This window comes from Candidatus Obscuribacterales bacterium, assembly GCA_036703605.1.
Classification (GTDB): Bacteria; Cyanobacteriota; Cyanobacteriia; order RECH01; family RECH01; genus RECH01.
In genome coordinates this window covers 53,124-71,481 of the sequence record DATNRH010001083.1, presented here as the reverse complement: position 1 = coordinate 71,481, position 18,358 = coordinate 53,124, and the positions used below count along the sequence as shown (strand labels likewise).

The window sequence follows — 18,358 nt, the reverse complement described above, 5'->3', positions numbered from 1 at the left end:
ATGACATCCTCGAGATCTCGTTCAACGCCTCCCGTTTCCGCCATTCCGCCTACCCCGCGATCGGCTGCTCAGGCACAGCCAAATTCGCTAGTTCGGGGCGCAGTTCAGCAAATTGAGCGATTTGCCAATGCGCTAGCGGAGGTGCTTAATGACATCACGGCTCTAGAAGTGAATACGATGGTTGTTTCAACAATTACTGGGGCGAAGTTCTTGCCGGAGGAAGCCTATCAAGATCTGTACGTCATGTATCACAGTCATGGGGAGTCTAGTAAGTATCAACCCCTGCGGCGCAGCCTGCAGAGTTCTTGTAAGGACTGTATGCAGAAAATGGGGATGACCTCGGTAAATATAGTGCCGGATCCTAACAATCCGACCGATCAGCCCATTGTAGAGATGCTGCTATCCGATGGTGAGTTTCTCCGAAATTTGCGCAAGCTGAGTGAAATGGAAGCTCTTATGGGTGGGGAGCGGGCGGATCAAAACAACATTACGGATATTATCTACGCCCAAACGGTGATTCAATTAGATGGCGATGTCATCAACCGGTTTCATGAACAACTGTTTTCCGATCGCCTCTCGGCTCAAGATAAGGAATTTCTGATTCATGTGCATAGCGAAGCTGTCACATCAGGAGAATCCAACTGGCGAGAGTTGCTCAAATTCTTATTTGACTTGGTGCAACGTGTGATTTTGCGCCCTGGTAGTGACACAGGCCGTTCGCAATCGCCCAATGACCCAATCTGACCCTCCCTCGAAACTCATGGTGCCGTACCAACTTGGGTTTGCTCCTCTGGAACAAGAGCGATCGCTGACCATTCGGGATGCCTTGGCTGCGGTTAGCCGCACGGTGACGGTTATCCAGGGGGGATACCGCCTATCCATTAAGCTCAAAGCTGTGGGCATTTTGCTAGGGCAAACCTTGAATGTGCTACGGGTGGGCTTGGTGCAAGGTGGCAAGGGGCTGGGGCAATGGCTGGGACGCAGGATGGCTCCTCGGTCTAAGACGACGGCCACGGAGAGACAGGCGATCGCCTCATCTGATCTAGCCATGCCGGTGGGCGAACAGGTGTTGATTACGGCGGAACATGGTGAATTCGAGTTTCATTTCACCCCGGTTGGGCTAGATCGGCTGACCGAAGCCTGCCATCAAAAGCGTGCTCCTCAACTGCCAGATCAGCTCCGTTCTACAATTCGCCAGGCAACTCTGTATCAGGTGATTCCGCCAACCTATCGCCGAACAAGAGCAAGGGCGATCGCCTATGCCCAGTCTGGTATGAGCTTTTGTACGGTCTACCATGACGGCAAGGATGGGGACGCCCAACGGGTGGTGCGCACGGTGCTATCCATTGATGGCGATCTGCTCCAGCAAATTAGCCATCATGCCCTCAGTCATCCCCGCTGTGGGGAGATGATTGCCGTTCACCACTGGCTCTCAGGACAACTGCTGCATCAACTGCGCCTGAGTATCTCTGTTTACATTGATAAAATTATGGTTGGAGGCAGTCTGTCTGTATTTCTGGTGAACTGTGGGCACAGCCTGCCTCTTTTGGTGACTGAACCGTTGCTGGCCTTGCCACAGCTTGCCCTAGGCGCGATCGCCTCTGTGGGACTGATGATGATCTGGAGTTTTTGCCGTGCCTCTGTGTTGCCTCGCTTCAATCGCTGGACGGTGCGCTGGGTGTGGCACCAGTTGATCACGCCCCAAAGCCGAGGGCGATCGCTGGCGGGCTGGCTGCTGGGGTTGCAGTAACGGGTTGTGATGCCTAGCTGCAATAACGATAGGGAGAATAATGTATGAGGCTCAATGTTCAACGTGGTCTAGGCTGGTGCTTAGCTAGTCTTATTGGGGGACTAGGGGCATGTGGAGAGCCTTCCGATGTGCCGCCCGAATTGCCCCCGGTGCCTGAGGTGCCTCCTGAGGATGAGCCAGCAGATGATGGGAATCAGCCTACCTCGTTTGATCCTCAAGCTGTCCAGGTGGGCGATCGCATTGCTGGGCTAGAACTCACCGGTCTTGAGGTGATGTTCCATGGTGACAACAATCAGATTATTTCAGGCTGGGCTGAGTTTGAGGGCACCACGACGGTGAGCGGCATCTACGACCCGGAGTTTCTGTTTCCAGGCGCACTGGAGGGAACGCCCTGTTTCAATGTGGATGAAACTCGTTCATCGCTTCCGCGCTTTGACTTTGATGAACGCCGTCTGTGGTTTTGCTTCAGCAATCCAGAAGCAGCGATCGCCGCTTTTCCAGGTGCCACGGATGAGATCGATGCAACGATCGCGATCGCCAACTACCGGATTGACTACGCTCCCAGCGATGTCGTGAATACCGCTGAGTTTGTACAGCGCGAGGAGTGATTTCACATCTAGCTAGGCTACCCGATCTACCCCTCATCCCAGCCCTTTCCCAAATATGGGAGAGGGCTAGGGTGATTGGTTGACCTAGCGTTTCCCCTCATCCCCCAGCCCCTTCTCCCACAAGGGTAGAAGGGGAGCAAGAAAGTGCTTTCAAAGCCCCTCTCCCAGAACGGGAGAGGGGTTTGGGGTGAGGGTTTTCGGAGTTTTATCAGTCAACCAGGGGAACTGGACATCAGCTAACTAATAGGACGATGATGGGCTGAACTGGATAGAACCCTACAGCTTCGACATCACAGTACGCGCTGCTTCTAGGGTGCGATCGATGTCCTCGTCGGTGTGGGCCAAGGAGGTGAAGCCGGCTTCAAACTGGGATGGAGCCAGGTACACGCCTTGTTCCAACATGCCGCGATGGAAGCGACCAAATTTGGCTAGATCCGACGTCTTAGCATCTTCGTAGTTATGCACCGGGCCAGCGTTGAAGAAGAAGCCGAACATGGCGCTGATTTGCCCACCGCAGGCCTCGTGACCCGTTTCTTGGGCGATCGCCAGCATCCCCTCAGCTAGCTTCTTGGTAATTCGATCGAGCTGCTCGTAGGTGCCAGGCTGGCGCAGCAGTTCTAGGGTTTTGATGCCCGCCGTCATGGCTAGGGGGTTGCCCGATAGGGTGCCCGCTTGATACATGGGCCCAGCCGGAGCCACCATGTCCATGATGTCGCGCCGACCGCCGTAGGCTCCCACAGGTAGGCCGCCGCCGATGATTTTCCCGAGGGTGGTGAGGTCAGGGGTGACGCCAAAACGCTCTTGGGCACCGCCATAGGCAATGCGGAAGCCGGTCATCACTTCGTCGAACACTAGCAGCGCGCCATGTTCTTGGGTGAGCACCCGCAGTCCTTCCAGAAAACCGGCATCGGGGGGAATGAAGCCGGAGTTGCCCACTACGGGTTCTAGGATCACCCCAGCGATTTCGTTGGGATTCTCGGCAAACAGGGCTTTTACTGCTTCCAGGTCATTGTAGGGCGCGGTCAAGGTAGCTTGGGTAGCTGCCTTGGGGACGCCGGGGGAGTCGGGCAGACCGAGGGTGGCAACCCCAGATCCGGCCTTCACCAAGAACATATCGGCGTGACCGTGGTAGCAGCCTTCAAATTTAATGATCTTGTCGCGACCGGTGAAGGCCCGCATTAAGCGCAGCACGGCCATACAAGCTTCAGTGCCGGAGTTGACAAAGCGCACCATTTCAATGCTGGGTACGGCGTCGATCACCATTTCTGCCAGCACGTTTTCTAGGTAGCAGGGTGCGCCAAAGCTGGTGCCTTTGTCGAGCACATCATGGAGAGCCGCCAATACGTCGGGGTGGGCGTGACCACAGATGGCGGGGCCCCACGTGCCGACGTAGTCAATATATTGATTGCCGTCTACATCCCAGATGTAGGCACCTTTGACGCGGTCGAAGACAATCGGCTGCCCTCCCACGGACTTAAAGGCCCGCACTGGTGAACTCACGCCACCGGGCATGAGTTTTTGGGCGGCGGCAAAGATTTCTTCTGATTTTGTGGTTGTAAAAACAGGGCTGGTAACCAAAACACTCTCCTTAAAACTAGTCGCCTCACGGTCAATTCTCAGCGGGATGTCTGACGCGGATCGCCAGTGGGGATGCGATCGCTCCCCTGGTCACCCTTTATTCCACGGTTATGACAGAGTGGAATCGGTGTTCAGAATCTTCCTATTATCCTATCGTTGGCATCGACTGATCCTGGCGATCGCAAGAATCTTCGCGATAATCTTTAACCGATGGTCGATCAGGATGCCGACAGGGCGGGCCTGACGCCCATCAACAGCGCCATTTCTAGCCATTTCCAATAGCAGTCTACGTCATCAAAGCCAATCTCCCGTAACCAAGTGAGCTGGGTTTCAACGTCCAAAAGCTGATTAGACGGATCGTCGTCTTTGGGATCGATGCTCAGCGATCGCAGAAATTGCTCATGCAATCGGGGCGTGGGAGACGAGACATGCTCTAGGTTGCAGAAGATGCCCCCCGGCTCTAGGCGATCAAAAATTTCACCGTAGAGCGATCGCTTGCGGGCGTCCCCGAGGTGATGAATGGCAAAGCTAGAGACAATGGCGTCAAAGGTGCCCAGTTCCGGCAGCGGTTCCTCTAGGTTATGGGCCACAATCTCCACCGTGGCGTCGTCGGCAAAGCGCGATCGCACCGCCTCTAGCATGGTTGGGGAAAAATCCAGGGCCACGCCTTGGGTCTGGGGGCGATCGCATTTCAGCAGCGCCAACAGTCGCCCATCGCCGGTACCAATATCCAGAATGCGCCGAACATCCTGGGGGACGTGATCTAAAAGCACTCCTTCCCCTTCGGTGCGATGGGGAAGGGAATCGGCCCGGCGCAGATATTGCAGCGCATGGTCAGCAGATGTCCAGCGGTTGGTAACCATAGGTTCAACGATGAAGGGTGACGATCGACCTCTGGCGGTGAATCTAGGACAGCGATCGCTAATCGCTAGATTAATGCCGAGAGGTAGACCCGCGATAGATGCGCTCTAGTTGCTCGGGAGGCAGCCAGGATGATTCGTACACCGGCTTGGGATCCCGGCTGGCAGCAGCGGCAGGAACCCCACTGTCTCTACGCACCGAGGGCGACTCCGTGGGAGAAAATTCGATAGAACAAATGGGATGTTCATCGTTGACCGGTGTAAAGCCGTGGGACTCGGGGTCGTAGGTCATGACGGTGCCGGTTTCAATGTTGTAGACCCAGGCATGAAGCTTAATCTTCTTCTGAGACAGTCGAGAATGGATCACCGGGTAGGTTTTCAGGTTTTCAATTTGGGTGAGCACGTTCTCCGCCACGGTGAGGTCTTCCAGCTCCTCGCCTTCTAGGTTGGAATAGTTCTCGCGGATCAGGCGACGGGTAGCTTCGGCATGTTTCAGCCAGTCGCACACGAGGGGCATGGTATCTCGAATGCTGTCGAGCTTGAGTAGACCTTTCATGGCTCCGCAGTGGGTATGACCGCAGATCACCACCTGCTCGATATTCAGCGCGTGAATGGCATATTCAATGGATGCTCCTTCACCGCCGTTGGTGGAGCCGTAGGGGGGCACAATATTGCCCGCATTGCGGATGACAAACAAATCCCCGATGTCCGTCTGGGTGATGATGTTGGGTTCCACCCGAGAATCGGAACAGGCGATGAACAGCACCCGAGGTTTTTGCCCGTGGGCCAGTTGCTCAAACAGCTCCCGATGCTGACAGAAATACTGGGTTTGAAAGTTGCGCAGCCCTCGAATTAGCTTATCCATAGCAACCGGTGTCCTTCCATAATGATTGCGGGCAACGGATCCAGCAACCCTTGCTCACCGCCAGATCGTCTTTGCCCAAAACCGGGCGATCGCTCCCCCGTGTTTGATCTATGCCTACTATTGTCCTGCACTTTGGCGATCGCAACACATCGACTCACGGGTCATCCCATTAGGATGCCTGAACCGATTGATTAGACCACCATCACGATCGCAGATCTGACAGCGCCCCCATGGCCATGGCAGCGATCGCCTGATCGTTGGCCTTGGGCAGATGGTAGTACTTGCCGCCGGCCTGTTTCGCCAACTCCTTGGCAAAGCCGGTGGAGACAAATTTATTCTCGGTGTCAATCACCAAAAGCTGCATGCCTGTGGCGCGCACCTTCCCGGCAATATCCAGCAACTCTTCCTTAATATTGGGCTTTTCGCCCTCAGGAATGGTTTCACCCAGCGATCGCGCTAGGGGAATATTGCCTCGGCCGTCAGTAATCGCCACGATTACCACCTGTCCCACATCGCCAGACTTTTGGGAATTGGTGCCCACCCGTACCGCCTGGGTGAGACCGTGGGCCAGGGGCGATCCACCGCCGCAGGGCATTCGCTCCAGCCGTCGACTGGCTGCTGCGATCGATCGGGTTGGGGGCAGCAACACCTCGGCCTGTTCACCCCGGAAGGGAATCAGCGCCACCTGATCGCGGTTTTGGTAGGCCTCGGTCAACAGCCGCAGCACCGCCCCCTTAGCCGACTGCATCCGGTTCAGCGCCATAGAACCCGACGCATCCACCACAAAAATCACCAGGGATCCGGCCTTGCGGGCCAGGCGCTTGGCGCGAATATCCGACTGTTCCACAATCACCCGGCGGTTGGGCTGGCGTTCCCGGCGGGCCTTTTGGTAGGGCGCGGCCGATCGCAGGGTAGCATCCACGGCAATGCGGCGCACCTGACCGCGGGGCAGCATGGGCTTGATATAGCGCCCCCGATCTTCGGAGAAAATCATGCCTCGGGAACCCGACTTACCCTGACGGTTGGCCATCTGGGCAAAGTACAGCACGTTAGGGTCGAGAATCACCCCTTCTGGATCGAAGACAAACTCTTCCGGCACGCCCGGCGGTTCCTCTTCTTGCTGATCCTCCGGTTCGTCCTGCTCTTCCTCCTGCTCCTCTTGATCTTCGGGCTCGTCCTGATCTTGATCCGAGGCATCGGGCTGGTTGGGCGGTGGCGGTGGGGGCGGGGGCTGTTCTTCCTCCGGCGGCGTTTGTACCACCGTAGCTCGGGGCACAATCACCAACTCCACGGCTCGGCGCAGATCGTCGGCGGTGACATCCACCCGGCCATCAAAAGCTGCATGGGCCTTGGCCACCCGCACGGCAAACAGTTCGGCTCGGTGCCCCTGCACCCCTGCCCGCATGGCTTCGTTCACCAAGTAGGCAATTTGGTCTGGCTTAATCCGAACGTCTTTCAACCATTCCCGCGCCAGCAAGATTTGGGTTTTGAGACCATCTAGCTCTTCGTCATACTGGGCCAGAAAGGCCTGGGGCGTTTCGGCATAGCTCGTGGCCTGCTCCACCGCCATCACCCGTTCATCCAACCCCAGCACCGCATCGGCGGATAGGGCAATGGCAATGCGATCTAAAAGATGCGATCGCAACTCTCCCTCCTCGGGGTTGTAGGTGGCGATCAGCAGAGGTCGGCAGGGATGCTGAAAACTGATGCCTTCCCGTTCAATCAAATTGCGCCCGTCGGTTAAGGCCGACAGCAGCAGGTTAGCAATTTGATCATCCAGCAAATTAATTTCATCGACATACAGAACGCCACGATTTGCCTCCGCCAACAGCCCCGGCTGGAACACCGTCTCTCCCCGCTGAATGGACTGGGCCACATCTACAGACCCAATCAAGCGATCCTCCGTGACGCCGAGGGGAATCTGGATGAAGGGTGCCGGTACAATCTCGGTGGGTAGGGGACAGGGAGGTGCAAGACCATCTGTTGACTCTACGGGGGGCAGGTCGGCCAACCGCTGTAGGGTGTCGTCATCCCACTGATCGGGGTGGAGGGGGTCGCAGTTGCAGCAGGAGCCTTGAACCACCTCAATGGGCGGCAAGAGAGCATGGATAGCGCGGGACATCACTGATTTTGCTGTGCCTCGCCGCCCGGCAATTACCACACCGCCCAACCCTGGATCAACTGCCGCCAGCAGCAGCGCTAGCTTAATGGCCTCTTGACCAACAACGGCTGATAAAGGAAATGCAGTGGACGAGCGAGTAAGGGCGACCATGGTCAAATTCAGTCATCACAATGGGTGCAGTTAACTAGCATACAGGAAAACCCTAGGGGAGGGCGATCGCTGTCTGCCCCACCAACCTCGTTGAGATGATCTAGCGCAGTCCTTATCTAGGTATTCGGTTAGGTATCGGTAGCGTGAGGTTCAGAGCCGGATGAAACATGACAAACTGCCGATCAGCAACCAGACTCAGCGAAGCGATGCTACACCACAAAGCTGATCGCCTCTCCCTGGGCAGCTTGCCAACTGCGGGCGTCGTAGTACAGATCTTCGAGCGATACAGTGTAGAGCGCCTGCTTCATGGTTTCGTGGAGCCGGTGCCAAATGGTATGGGTGACCCAGTCTTGGGCATGATCGGCGCTGGGAAGATGACGCGGCAAGGGCTCTACGGTTTCGCCTACGGCATCTAGAATCTGCCCGAGGGAAATGCTGGCGGGCGATCGCGCTAGACGATAGCCACCATGGGCTCCGCGCACTGATTCCACGAGTCCCGCCCGCCGTAGCTGAATCAGCAGCTTTTCGAGGTAGGGGGGCGGTAGATCTTGCCGTTGGGCGATCGCCCGAACGGATGCAGGGCCGTAGTTGGGCTGAAAGGTTAAATCTAGGAGGGCTTTCACACTATAGTGCCCGCGGGTGGTGAGCTTCATAGGGGCACCGCAGTCAACGATCTTGATCATACGCGCTAGCTGTTGCCCGCCGTTACTCACCGATGACTAGGTCATCCTTCTCATCCCCTGTTTCGACAACCTAGGCTAAGCCGATGAACAGATTGTTTTTGGCAGACAGGGAATGATAAATCAGGGAGCGATCGCGTCTCTGCATTGCACGACCAATCCTATCAAAGCCAATGGTAAGTTCTGCATTTCTCCAAGCTTGTAAACTTACAAGACCAAGCTTCTTTTTAAGCAAAACTAATAGAAATTAGCATGAGACGGTAAGTTTATAGGTGTAATATAGATCGAAGGAACGGTAGCAAGAGCGCAGTAGGTTCGTAGACGAAGATCGCCTTAGAAAGTTCTCTTAGTACCATCAATTGAATACCGTCTGAAGACCTTTAGATGAGAAGCATTTCATCTTGGCAATAGGCTTCTTTATCGTCTTCCTCTAAATTCTGATCCTTGTTTGACATGGGTGGTAAACGGGATTGGCTCTTTTGTCTGATGGATGTCAAAAGAGGGAGAGCCAGTCTCCAGTTGGGTGCAGGGTTAGAAGGATTCCTTCTGCTTCCGATGGTGTCGTGCCGTTTCTACTTTTTGTTGATTGACGATCGCGATAGTAAGTGAATGAGTAAAAAGAAGAAGATCGAGCTGCTAACGGGCGAAGCACTCTTAGCCAAGGTCAAGGAATTAGAGCATTTGCCTAAAGACCAAACTGCAAAAGAGTGTGGTTACTACACCGTTACGAAGGGTGGAGTAGAGCGGGTTAATATGATGAAGTTTCTCAATGCTCTGATCGAAGCAGAGGGCATTGAACTAGATGGAAAACAAGGTCAGAATGGCCGCGGTGGGCGCAGCGCCAGCTATCGAATTACAGTACAGGCTAACGGTAACCTCCTCATTGGTTCGGCTTATACCAAGCAAATGGATCTCAAGCCTGGGGATGAGTTTGAAATTTCTTTAGGACGTAAGCACATTCGTCTTAAACAAGTGAATGGTCAAGGGATGGAGGAGGATGAAGCATAGTCTTCATCTAGGCGATCGCTCTCACCAGCAGTGCCTTGATCTGAGAGAGCGTCTGTGGGGGGTGTCCCAGTTTTGCAGCCCTCACCCTAAATCCCTCTCCCAGGAAGGGCGAGGGACTTTGAATCCGGCTCCCCTTCTCCGTTTTTGGGAGAAGGGGCTGGGGGATGAGGGACAGATGTGCCAACGTGGGATACACCTGAGGCTGTGGGAGGTGCAGTCCAGGTGACTCTCTTGATTTGTCCTGGCATCCATGACCCCCATCTCACCCAAGGGTTGCTCGACGACTTGGGGCGATCGCTCCCCGAACCGCTAATTGTTCCGGCGGATCAGCCTCCCTATTCTGCTGCGCATGGGTGGGATGTTTTGATGCGATCGCAGCCCGATCTATCCTCCCCACTGACGGTGTTGGCGTTTAGCGCGGGGGTGGTGGGGGCGATCGGTGTCGCTTGGGCTTGGTATGCTCGGGGCTATCCTCTGCAGCAGTTGATTGCTGTGGATGGTTGGGGGGTACCGCTCTATGCGCCTTTCCCGGTCTATCGTGTCAGCCATGATGCCTTCACCCACTGGAGTTCTTGTCCCTTTGGGGGCACGACCCATGGCTTCTATGCCGATCCACCGGTGGCTCATTTAAATCTATGGCGATCGCCCCATACGGCAACGGGCTGGGCCGTCCGTCCGGCACTGGGTCAGCCGTCTTGCCCGATCGGCCTGCCTGCTGAACGCACCACGGCTGCGGCTTGGCTGCGGCAGTCCCTGGCTTCGCATCTTGCACCTCCTGTCTGACCTTTAGGATTGGGACGCGATCTTGGGCGGAACCATGTCAGCAGTTGCTAACCACCTGCGTAACAGTCTCTGTAAGGAAAAAGGTGTTCGAGGGTAAGATGCAAATTAAGGGAGTATGGCAAGCCGATGGACAAAAAACTGTTGTTGAGAATACTAAACTTCATCCCTCTGACCCTCGACAGCATCAAAGCATCGGCATTAGACTGAAATATTAACAATTCTCTGAAAATCCAGGTCTGTCCTTTCATCCGTCCACACTGGCTATGGCTGAGGCTTTCTCCATGCATTCCAACAGCACTGCAACCAAAAGCGCCCTTTCATCCACCGTATCGAGCCCGACGTCCACTTCTTCGTCGTCGGTACGGGTCACCGGAGCCTTTGCTCTCATCGATAGCCTACGCCGTCATGGGGTCAAGCATATTTTTGGCTATCCCGGCGGGGCCATTCTGCCTATTTACGATGAACTCTATCGGGCTGAGGAGGCCGGCGGTATCCAGCATATTTTGGTGCGCCATGAGCAAGGTGCCTCCCACGCGGCCGATGGCTATGCTCGGGCGACCGGGCAGGTAGGCGTTTGCTTCGGTACCTCTGGCCCCGGCGCAACGAACCTCGTTACCGGTATTGCTACAGCCCAGATGGACTCGATTCCCATGGTGGTGGTCACCGGGCAGGTGTCTCGGGCTGCGATCGGCACCGATGCGTTTCAGGAAACCGATATTTTTGGCATTACCCTGCCAATCGTGAAACATTCCTACGTAGTGCGCAATCCGGCAGACATGGGCCGGATTGTGGCGGAAGCCTTTTACATTGCCGCGACGGGGCGGCCGGGGCCGGTGTTGATTGATGTGCCCAAGGATGTGGGGCTGGAGGAATTTGACTATGTGCCGGTGGAGCCGGGGCATGTAAACCTGCCGGGCTATCGGCCAACGGTGAAGGGCAATCCGCGTCAGTTTAACCAAGCGCTCAGCCTGATCCGCCAAGCTAAGAAGCCTTTGCTGTATGTGGGGGGAGGGGCGATCGCTGCCTCGGCCCATGGAGAAATTCGTACCTTAGCCGAGCGCTACGGTATACCCGTCACCACCACCTTGATGGGCAAGGGCGCTTTTGATGAACACCATCCCCTTGCCGTCGGTATGTTGGGGATGCATGGCACCGCCTATGCCAACTTTGCGGTGAGTGAATGTGACCTGCTGATTGCGGTGGGAGCCCGGTTTGATGACCGAGTTACCGGCAAGCTGGATGAGTTTGCCTCTCGGGCGAAGGTCATCCATGTGGATATTGATCCGGCAGAAGTGGGTAAGAATCGCATTCCGGATGTGCCCATTGTGGGCGATGTGCGTCAGGTGTTGAGTGGTCTTTTACAGCGCGACCTCGACTCCCACATTCAGCCTGAGCCTGCCCAAACCCAAGCCTGGTTAGACCGCATTAACCAATGGCGGCATGACTATCCGCTGCAGGTGCCTTACTATGCCGATCAACTGTCGCCCCAAGAGGTGATTGTGGAGCTTAGCCGTCAGGCTCCCGATGCTTACTACACCACCGATGTGGGACAGCATCAGATGTGGTCGGCCCAGTTCCTTAAAAATGGCCCGCGTCGTTGGATTTCCAGCGCTGGGCTAGGCACCATGGGCTATGGTCTGCCGGCAGCGATGGGCGCGAAGATGGCGCTGCCGGATGAGCAGGTGATCTGTATCAGCGGTGATGCCAGCTTCCAGATGAATTTGCAGGAGCTAGCGACCTTGGCGCAGTATCGCATTGCCGCCAAGACCGTGATTATTAACAACGGCTGGCAGGGTATGGTGCGTCAGTGGCAGCAAACGTTCTACGGCGAGCGCTATTCGTCGTCGAATATGCAGCCGGGTATGCCCGATTTTGTGAAGCTGGCGGAGGCTTTTGGGGTTAAGGGTATGGTCGTGAATACCCGTGAAGAACTGGCAGAGGCGATCGCTATCATGCTGGAGCATGACGGTCCGGTGCTGATGGATGTGCGGGTTTGCCGTGATGAAAACTGCTATCCCATGGTGGCTCCCGGCAAGAGCAATGATCAAATGCTGGGGTTGCCGACACTGGCGGGATCTGAGGCGGCACCGACGACGGCTGTTTGTTCGAGCTGTGGCCATGCGAATGAGCCTACTCATCGCTTCTGCTCGGAGTGTGGCACGAAGCTTTAAGGGTTTGGCAGGGGCGATGGTTGGGTTGTGGCTTTCTTCCGAAGGGAGACGTTTCACGTTGGCGTAGCCTGTCCTCAGGACAAACGGCTTCGCTCAGCCAGCGTAGTCCCTGGGATGTTCTTATCCAGAGCTGAGTCATGGGGACATGGTTTTACATGTCATGTTCCTATGGGGCTGTAGCGTTGGGATTGTTTGTGGTGGGGGTGCGCTGTCCTGTCCCAGAGTTGATCGATCCTGTGGAAGGAGATCCAAGCCGTTTGTTGAGGCATACACCATGAGTGAGGCACCCACCCTAAGCCTGTGCATGATTGTCAAAAATGAGGAAGAGAATCTGCGGCGCTGTCTGGATAGCGTCATGGATGTGGTGGATGAGCTGGTGATTCTCGACACCGGTTCGGCAGACGACACGCCGGATATTGCGGAAGCCTACGGGGCTAAGCTGCATTATTTTCTGTGGTGTGATGACTTTGCGGCGGCCCGTAATGCCTGTCTCGCTCATGCCACGGGGGATTGGGTGCTGGTGCTGGATGCGGATGAACAACTGGTTCCTGGGGTGGGGGCGCGGTTGCGGGAGGCGATCGCTGATCCCAATGGCTTGGTGGTGAATTTAGTGCGCCAGGAAATTGGTGCAGCCCAATCGCCTTATTCTTTGGTATCTCGCCTCTTTCGCCGCCATCCTAGGCTGTCTTTTTCCCGGCCTTACCATGCCATGGTGGACGATAGCGTGGCGGAGTTGATGCGCCAAGAGGCTCACTGGACGGTGGCCAACCTTCCCGGCGTCGCCATGTTGCACCACGGCTATACGGCAGAGGCGATCGCCAGTCGCCATAAGCTGAACAAGGCGCGGCTGGCCATGGAGCGATTTCTCGTCACCCACCCCGGCGATCCCTATGCCTGTAGTAAATTAGGGGCGCTCTATGTGCAGATGGAGCGGGTGCGGGATGGGGTGGAATTGTTGGAGCGAGGTTTGCAAGAGAGCAACTTGGATCCATCGGTGGCCTATGAGCTGCACTACCACTTGGGCATTGCCTACAGCCAGCTCACCCATGTTGATCAAGCGGCCCAGCATTATCAAGCGGCCATTCAGCAAGCTATTTTTCCGGTTTTAAAGCTAGGAGCCTACAACAACCTCGGTAGTCTGCGGCGGGCGGCGGGAGATCTGGCGGGGGCAGAGGCGGCCTTTCGTGCCATGGTGGAGATTGACCCCAACTTTGCCATCGGCCATTACAACTTGGGTTTGACCCTGAAGGGCATGGGTCGGTTTCCAGAGGCGATCGCCCACTATGACCAAGCGATTCAACTCCAGCCCGACTATGCCGAAGCGTACCAAAACCTAGGCGTAACCCTTTTTAAGCTAGGGAAAATGCCCGAAGGATTGGCTGCATTTCAAAAGGCGATCGCCCTCCACCAAGCTCAGAATCCGGTGGAAGCCCATCGTTTGCGCCAGGGGCTAGCCCAGATGGGGTTTACGGTTACTGCGCCCGAAGCCTAATCGCCGTGCCGCTGGCGGTGACTAGCAACAGCGCTCCGCGATCGTCGATGTTGATGGTGCCGGTATCGATTTCAATGCCGATCACCGCATCGGCTCCTAGGCGGGCTGCTCGTTCTTCCAACTCTTTGAGTGCATCCTGATGCCCCTTCTCGAAGACGCGCTCATAGCTGCCGGTACGTCCGCCAATGATGTCGCGGATGCCAGCAAAGAAGTCTCGCAGCGCATTACTGCCGTAGACCACCTCAGCGGTAACAATTCCTAGATAGGCGTCCACAATTTGTCCCTGAAGGACGTCAGTTGTTGTTAAGATCATAGGCTACATTCACTAACGATACATCTTCCCACAACGAACCATTCACGTCCCGTTTCATGCCCCATAAATCCACCGAAGCTAACCGGATGGGCTGAACGAGCGACGTAAACTAGCAGCATTGAGGAGCTAGAGTTATACCCATGGTAAACCGAATTGCATTGACCCTAAGTGTTTTGATGGCCACGCAGGCGATCGCCCTCCCGGTCTGGGCCCAATCGCCCCCGGTACTCATCAGTCAAGCATCGAGCGGTAATGAACAGCTCAATGACCTGTTAGACGAAGGACGAGACCTGGTGGCCGCGGGAGATTATGGCGCGGCTCTGGCTGTGTACCAGCAGGCGATCGCCCTGGAGCCAGATAATGCTCGCATCTACTCCGGTATCGGCTTTGCCTATGCCAATCAAGGTGACTATCAAGAAGCTGCCGCCGCCTATGAGCAGGCGATCGCCTTGGAATCGGACAATGCTGATTTTTACTATGCCCTAGGCTATAGCCAGGCAAATCTGGGGAACTATGACGCCGCTGCCGAAGCCTATCGCCGTGCTACCCAGCTATCGTCGGACTACAGCGACGCCTTCCTCGGTTTAGGGGTGGTGCTGGTGCGGGCAGAACGCTACGATGAAGCTCTAACGGCCCTGCGTCAGTTGCAGTCTCTGCGTCCTAATGATAGTCGAGCTTATGAATATCAGGGTGTGGCTTACATCCAGCAAGGGCAACACCAAGAGGCCGTCTCTGCCTTACAGCAAGCGGTTGCCATTACCCCCCGCAGCGACTCCTACCTCAACCTGGGCATTGCTCTAGTGAACTTAGGGAACATGCCAGAAGCGCTCACGGCCTTTGAGGAAGCGATTCGTCGGAATAGCCGTAATGGGCGGGCCCATCTCCAAGTGGGTGATATCCGTCGCGCCCAAGGTGATCTGACCGCAGCGATCGCTGCCTATCAGCAAGCCACCCGCGTTCAGCCAGATATGCCCGAAGCCTATCGGCTGTTGGGCAGCGCGCTCTTGGAGGACGAGAATCCCCTCTGGGCCAGCGTTGCCTATCGCCGCTATACCGAATTAGCGCCTAACGATCCAGACGGATTTTATGGCTTGGGGGAGGCACTCATTCAGCGAGCGCTGTCCTATGATGCGGTGACGGTGTTTGAAACCGCCTTAGAGCTCTACCGTCAGCAAGGCAACGCTGAAGGCGTTGCGAAAACAGAAGAGATGCTCAACGAGTTGCAGTAGCGATCGCCTTTGTGGGCCTAGAGTTTGTTGAAGAGATGGGCATGGATCCATAAGCTCTAGGTCTGCGTCTTGCCCTGGCTCGGTCGATGGTGGGAGAGTTGGCAGGGATCGAAGCCATGGCGATCGCCGGACTGACGATTCGGTTATCCCCCGATGCCAGGAACTCTCCTGATCGAAAATAATTCTAAGAAGGTACATGCAACGGCTCCGGCGATCGCTCTGCCATCTTATCTACAGGCAAAGCTGGTCAGGAGAGCTGTACAAGCGCACCGCAACCTATCTGGGCAATATTGCTGGGCGTGATGCGAGGTCAATGGTTTCATCTGTGGAGAGCAGAGTATGGTTTGGATGAAGCGAATTAAGGCAAGGATTGGTATGAAGCAAGGTCTCAGAACCCTTGTCCTGTCGTTGCTAGCAGGTTTGGTATTTGTGGGCGTTAGCTTTCAGGTGATTGGTGGGCGATCGGTTGCGGCTCTGGCTAGTCCAGCGATCGCCCAAGTTCCTGCCGCCCAGGTGCCGACCCCCACGGAGGTGCGAGGCGGCCACAATTTTGTCTCCGCAGCGGTGCAGCGGGTTGGCCCAGCCGTGGTGCGGATTGACACAGAACGTACCGTGTCTACTGGGTTTCAAACCGATCCGTTTTTTGATGATCCTTTCTTTCGGCAATTCTTTGGCGACAATTTTCCCTCCCAGATGCCCCAACAATATCGCCAGCAGGGGCAAGGCTCTGGGTTTATCGTTGATGCCAGCGGTATTGTGCTTACCAATGCCCATGTGGTGAGCGGTGCCGATAGCGTCAGTGTCACACTCAAGGATGGCCGCACCCTTCAGGGGGAAGTGCGGGGTGTGGATGAACCCTCCGATTTGGCAGTGGTCAAAATTGATGGCAGTGATCTGCCGGTTGCGCCCCTGGGTAATTCCAGCGATGTGGAAGTGGGGGACTGGGCGATCGCGGTGGGCAATCCCCTAGGCTTGGACAATACGGTCACCCTGGGCATCGTCAGCACCTTGAATCGCTCCAGCGCCCAAATCGGTATTCCCGACAAGCGCTTGGACTTCATCCAAACTGATGCGGCGATCAACCCTGGTAACTCGGGCGGGCCGTTGTTGAACCAAGCAGGTGAGGTGATTGGCATCAACACCGCCATTCGTGCCGATGCAGAGGGTATCGGCTTTGCCATTCCCATCGATGCGGTGAAGGCCATCAAAGATCAGCTAGCTCGTGGGGAAACCATTCCCCATCCCTACATCGGCATCCAAATGCGATCGCTCACCGCTGACCTCGCGAAACAGTCCAATGACGATCCGAACGCCGCTATTCAACTCCCGGAAGTAAATGGGGTGTTGGTGATGCGGGTGATGCCCAACAGTCCTGCGGCGGAAGCTGGGCTACGGCGCGGCGATGTGATTACGGACATTGATGGGCAGACCATTACCACGGCTGAAGACCTCCAACGCACGGTAGAACGGAGCAGCGTTGGTCAACCCCTGCGCCTGCGGGTGATTCGCAACGGCAATACCCAAACCATCACCGTCCGTCCTGGCGATCTACAAGATATGCAGCAGGGATAGCAGCTCACTGAGCCGTGGCTGTGAAGGTACGGGTTGGACTACAGATCCCCGATGTTTTTAAAAACATCGGGGATCTTTCCCATGGTCCCAGATCCAGATTCCTACATCGTGCCGCGAAAGATGCCTTGGGGGCGAATAAGAAGTACCAAGATCATCATGCCTAGGGCAACTCCTAGCTTATATTGGGCTCCCAAAAGCGGCACGCTGAGTTCCTGAGCCATGCCAATCACCAGCGCTCCCAGAATGGCACCGTAGGGGTTACCAATGCCGCCGAGGATGACTGAGGCAAACATAGGCAAAATTAAGAACCAGCCCATATTGGGACGCACGGCAGTAATTAGACCATACAGGCCACCGCTTAGGGCCGTTAGACCGGTGGCGATTACCCAAGTCCAAATCACCACCCTTTCCACGTCAATGCCGGAGATGCGGGCTAGGTCAATGTTATCTGCGACGGCGCGCATGGCTTTACCTGTTTTGGTATGCTGCAGCAGATAATGTAGCCCCAAAATCACCACGGCGGATAGAGCTACGACAACTAGGTTGTAGTACTTGATGCGTATGCCCCAGACGTCGAGGGCAGCGGTGATCGGTAGGTCATAGCTTTGGTTGCTGCCGCCCCAGAACAGAATGATGCCATTGCGCAGAAATAGCGCGAGTCCAATGGAAATAATGATCAGGGTGGTGGGGGTAGCGCGGCGATCGCGCATGGGCCTCCAGAGCAATTGTTCGCAGAGCAGGGCAACTAGAATGGTGCCGATCGCTCCCACAACCATGGCAAGCCAAATATTTAACCCATTTAGGTTGGCGACGAGGGTGAGATAGGCACCGAGGGTCATCAAGTCGCCATGGGCGAAGTTGGCGAGGCGTAAAATGCCGTAGGTGAAGGTCAGCCCAACGGAGGCGAGGGCGATGATGCTGCCTACCGCAATGCCGTTCACCAAAAGCTGGATGAGGTCTGGACTCATGGGTTAATATGCCAAACGGTATAAGTCCTCATTGTCCAAGACCTGTGGCTGTTTGCAAAGCGTGGCCCCTAGGAGATGTTGACACAGGTTAGGAGGGCGATCGCTTTTTGCAGATCGGATACCAATGTGTAGATGGCCTGCTCCATGTTGCCCTCACCCCAAATCCCCCTCCCAGAGGGCGAGGGACTTTGAGGCATCTTAAACGATGA

Annotated in this window: 17 protein-coding genes; 9 read left to right on the top strand and 8 right to left on the bottom strand. The window is 55.8% G+C overall.

From position 1 onward, the window contains the following. From V6D20_22465 to V6D20_22455, 3 genes are read left to right on the top strand one after another with little or no spacing between them, the layout of a single operon-like run. A complete protein-coding gene (locus V6D20_22465; GenBank protein HEY9818545.1) occupies positions 1–744 on the top strand; it encodes a hypothetical protein in 744 nt (247 codons plus the stop codon). Then, a complete protein-coding gene (locus tag V6D20_22460) occupies positions 731–1,750 on the top strand; it encodes a hypothetical protein (GenBank protein HEY9818544.1) in 1,020 nt (339 codons plus the stop codon). The genes V6D20_22465 and V6D20_22460 overlap by 14 nt, the downstream gene beginning before the upstream one ends. A 44-nt stretch (positions 1,751–1,794) precedes the next feature. Next, the gene (locus V6D20_22455) at positions 1,795–2,358 is read left to right on the top strand and encodes a hypothetical protein (GenBank protein ID HEY9818543.1); all 564 of its coding nucleotides are present in this window, start codon (positions 1,795–1,797) and stop codon (positions 2,356–2,358) included. Positions 2,359–2,634: 276 nt separating this feature from the next. Here the strand turns inward: V6D20_22455 and hemL are convergent, their stop codons facing one another. From hemL to V6D20_22430, 5 genes are all read right to left on the bottom strand, one after another. Continuing rightward, positions 2,635–3,936 (bottom strand): glutamate-1-semialdehyde 2,1-aminomutase, encoded by a 1,302-nt coding sequence (hemL, locus tag V6D20_22450; GenBank protein ID HEY9818542.1) that lies wholly within the window; start codon positions 3,934–3,936, stop codon positions 2,635–2,637. 218 nt (positions 3,937–4,154) lie between these two features. Then, positions 4,155–4,799, bottom strand: coding sequence for a class I SAM-dependent methyltransferase (locus V6D20_22445; protein HEY9818541.1), 645 nt, complete (start codon positions 4,797–4,799; stop codon positions 4,155–4,157). Positions 4,800–4,869: 70 nt separating this feature from the next. Beyond that, positions 4,870–5,661 (bottom strand): carbonic anhydrase, encoded by a 792-nt coding sequence (locus V6D20_22440; GenBank protein HEY9818540.1) that lies wholly within the window; start codon positions 5,659–5,661, stop codon positions 4,870–4,872. Between the two features lie 202 nt (positions 5,662–5,863). Continuing rightward, a complete protein-coding gene (bchD, locus tag V6D20_22435) occupies positions 5,864–7,933 on the bottom strand; it encodes a magnesium chelatase ATPase subunit D (GenBank protein HEY9818539.1) in 2,070 nt (689 codons plus the stop codon). Between the two features lie 209 nt (positions 7,934–8,142). Next, the gene (locus V6D20_22430; protein HEY9818538.1) at positions 8,143–8,586 is read right to left on the bottom strand and encodes an RrF2 family transcriptional regulator; all 444 of its coding nucleotides are present in this window, start codon (positions 8,584–8,586) and stop codon (positions 8,143–8,145) included. 636 nt (positions 8,587–9,222) lie between these two features. On the opposite strand from V6D20_22430, the gene V6D20_22425 reads away from it, so the two are divergent. The 4 genes from V6D20_22425 (at position 9,223) to V6D20_22410 (ending at position 14,067) form a co-directional block, all read left to right on the top strand. Continuing rightward, positions 9,223–9,621: an AbrB family transcriptional regulator gene (locus V6D20_22425; protein ID HEY9818537.1), complete on the top strand. Its 399-nt coding sequence runs from the start codon at positions 9,223–9,225 to the stop codon at positions 9,619–9,621. 222 nt (positions 9,622–9,843) lie between these two features. Next, positions 9,844–10,404, top strand: coding sequence for a hypothetical protein (locus V6D20_22420; GenBank protein HEY9818536.1), 561 nt, complete (start codon positions 9,844–9,846; stop codon positions 10,402–10,404). A 263-nt stretch (positions 10,405–10,667) separates the two neighbouring features. After that, positions 10,668–12,575: a biosynthetic-type acetolactate synthase large subunit gene (gene ilvB / locus V6D20_22415; protein HEY9818535.1), complete on the top strand. Its 1,908-nt coding sequence runs from the start codon at positions 10,668–10,670 to the stop codon at positions 12,573–12,575. Between the two features lie 274 nt (positions 12,576–12,849). Further along, positions 12,850–14,067 (top strand): glycosyltransferase, encoded by a 1,218-nt coding sequence (locus tag V6D20_22410; GenBank protein ID HEY9818534.1) that lies wholly within the window; start codon positions 12,850–12,852, stop codon positions 14,065–14,067. Here V6D20_22410 and V6D20_22405 read toward each other — a convergent pair. Next, positions 14,048–14,380 carry a YbjQ family protein gene (locus V6D20_22405; GenBank protein HEY9818533.1) on the bottom strand — a complete coding sequence of 111 codons (333 nt, stop codon included), beginning with the start codon at positions 14,378–14,380 and terminating at the stop codon, positions 14,048–14,050. The genes V6D20_22410 and V6D20_22405 overlap by 20 nt on opposite strands. A gap of 140 nt (positions 14,381–14,520) precedes the next feature. Here V6D20_22405 and V6D20_22400 point away from each other — a divergent pair, with 140 nt between their 5' ends. Together V6D20_22400 and V6D20_22395 are read left to right on the top strand one after the other, a co-directional pair. Further along, positions 14,521–15,609, top strand: coding sequence for a tetratricopeptide repeat protein (locus V6D20_22400; GenBank protein ID HEY9818532.1), 1,089 nt, complete (start codon positions 14,521–14,523; stop codon positions 15,607–15,609). A gap of 348 nt (positions 15,610–15,957) precedes the next feature. Further along, positions 15,958–17,181 (top strand): HhoA/HhoB/HtrA family serine endopeptidase, encoded by a 1,224-nt coding sequence (locus tag V6D20_22395; GenBank protein HEY9818531.1) that lies wholly within the window; start codon positions 15,958–15,960, stop codon positions 17,179–17,181. Positions 17,182–17,282: 101 nt separating this feature from the next. On the opposite strand, the gene V6D20_22390 is transcribed toward V6D20_22395, so the two are convergent. Next, positions 17,283–18,149 carry a branched-chain amino acid ABC transporter permease gene (locus V6D20_22390; GenBank protein HEY9818530.1) on the bottom strand — a complete coding sequence of 289 codons (867 nt, stop codon included), beginning with the start codon at positions 18,147–18,149 and terminating at the stop codon, positions 17,283–17,285. A 68-nt stretch (positions 18,150–18,217) separates the two neighbouring features. Then, positions 18,218–18,346 carry a hypothetical protein gene (locus tag V6D20_22385; protein HEY9818529.1) on the bottom strand — a complete coding sequence of 43 codons (129 nt, stop codon included), beginning with the start codon at positions 18,344–18,346 and terminating at the stop codon, positions 18,218–18,220. Positions 18,347–18,358 lie beyond the last annotated feature (12 nt).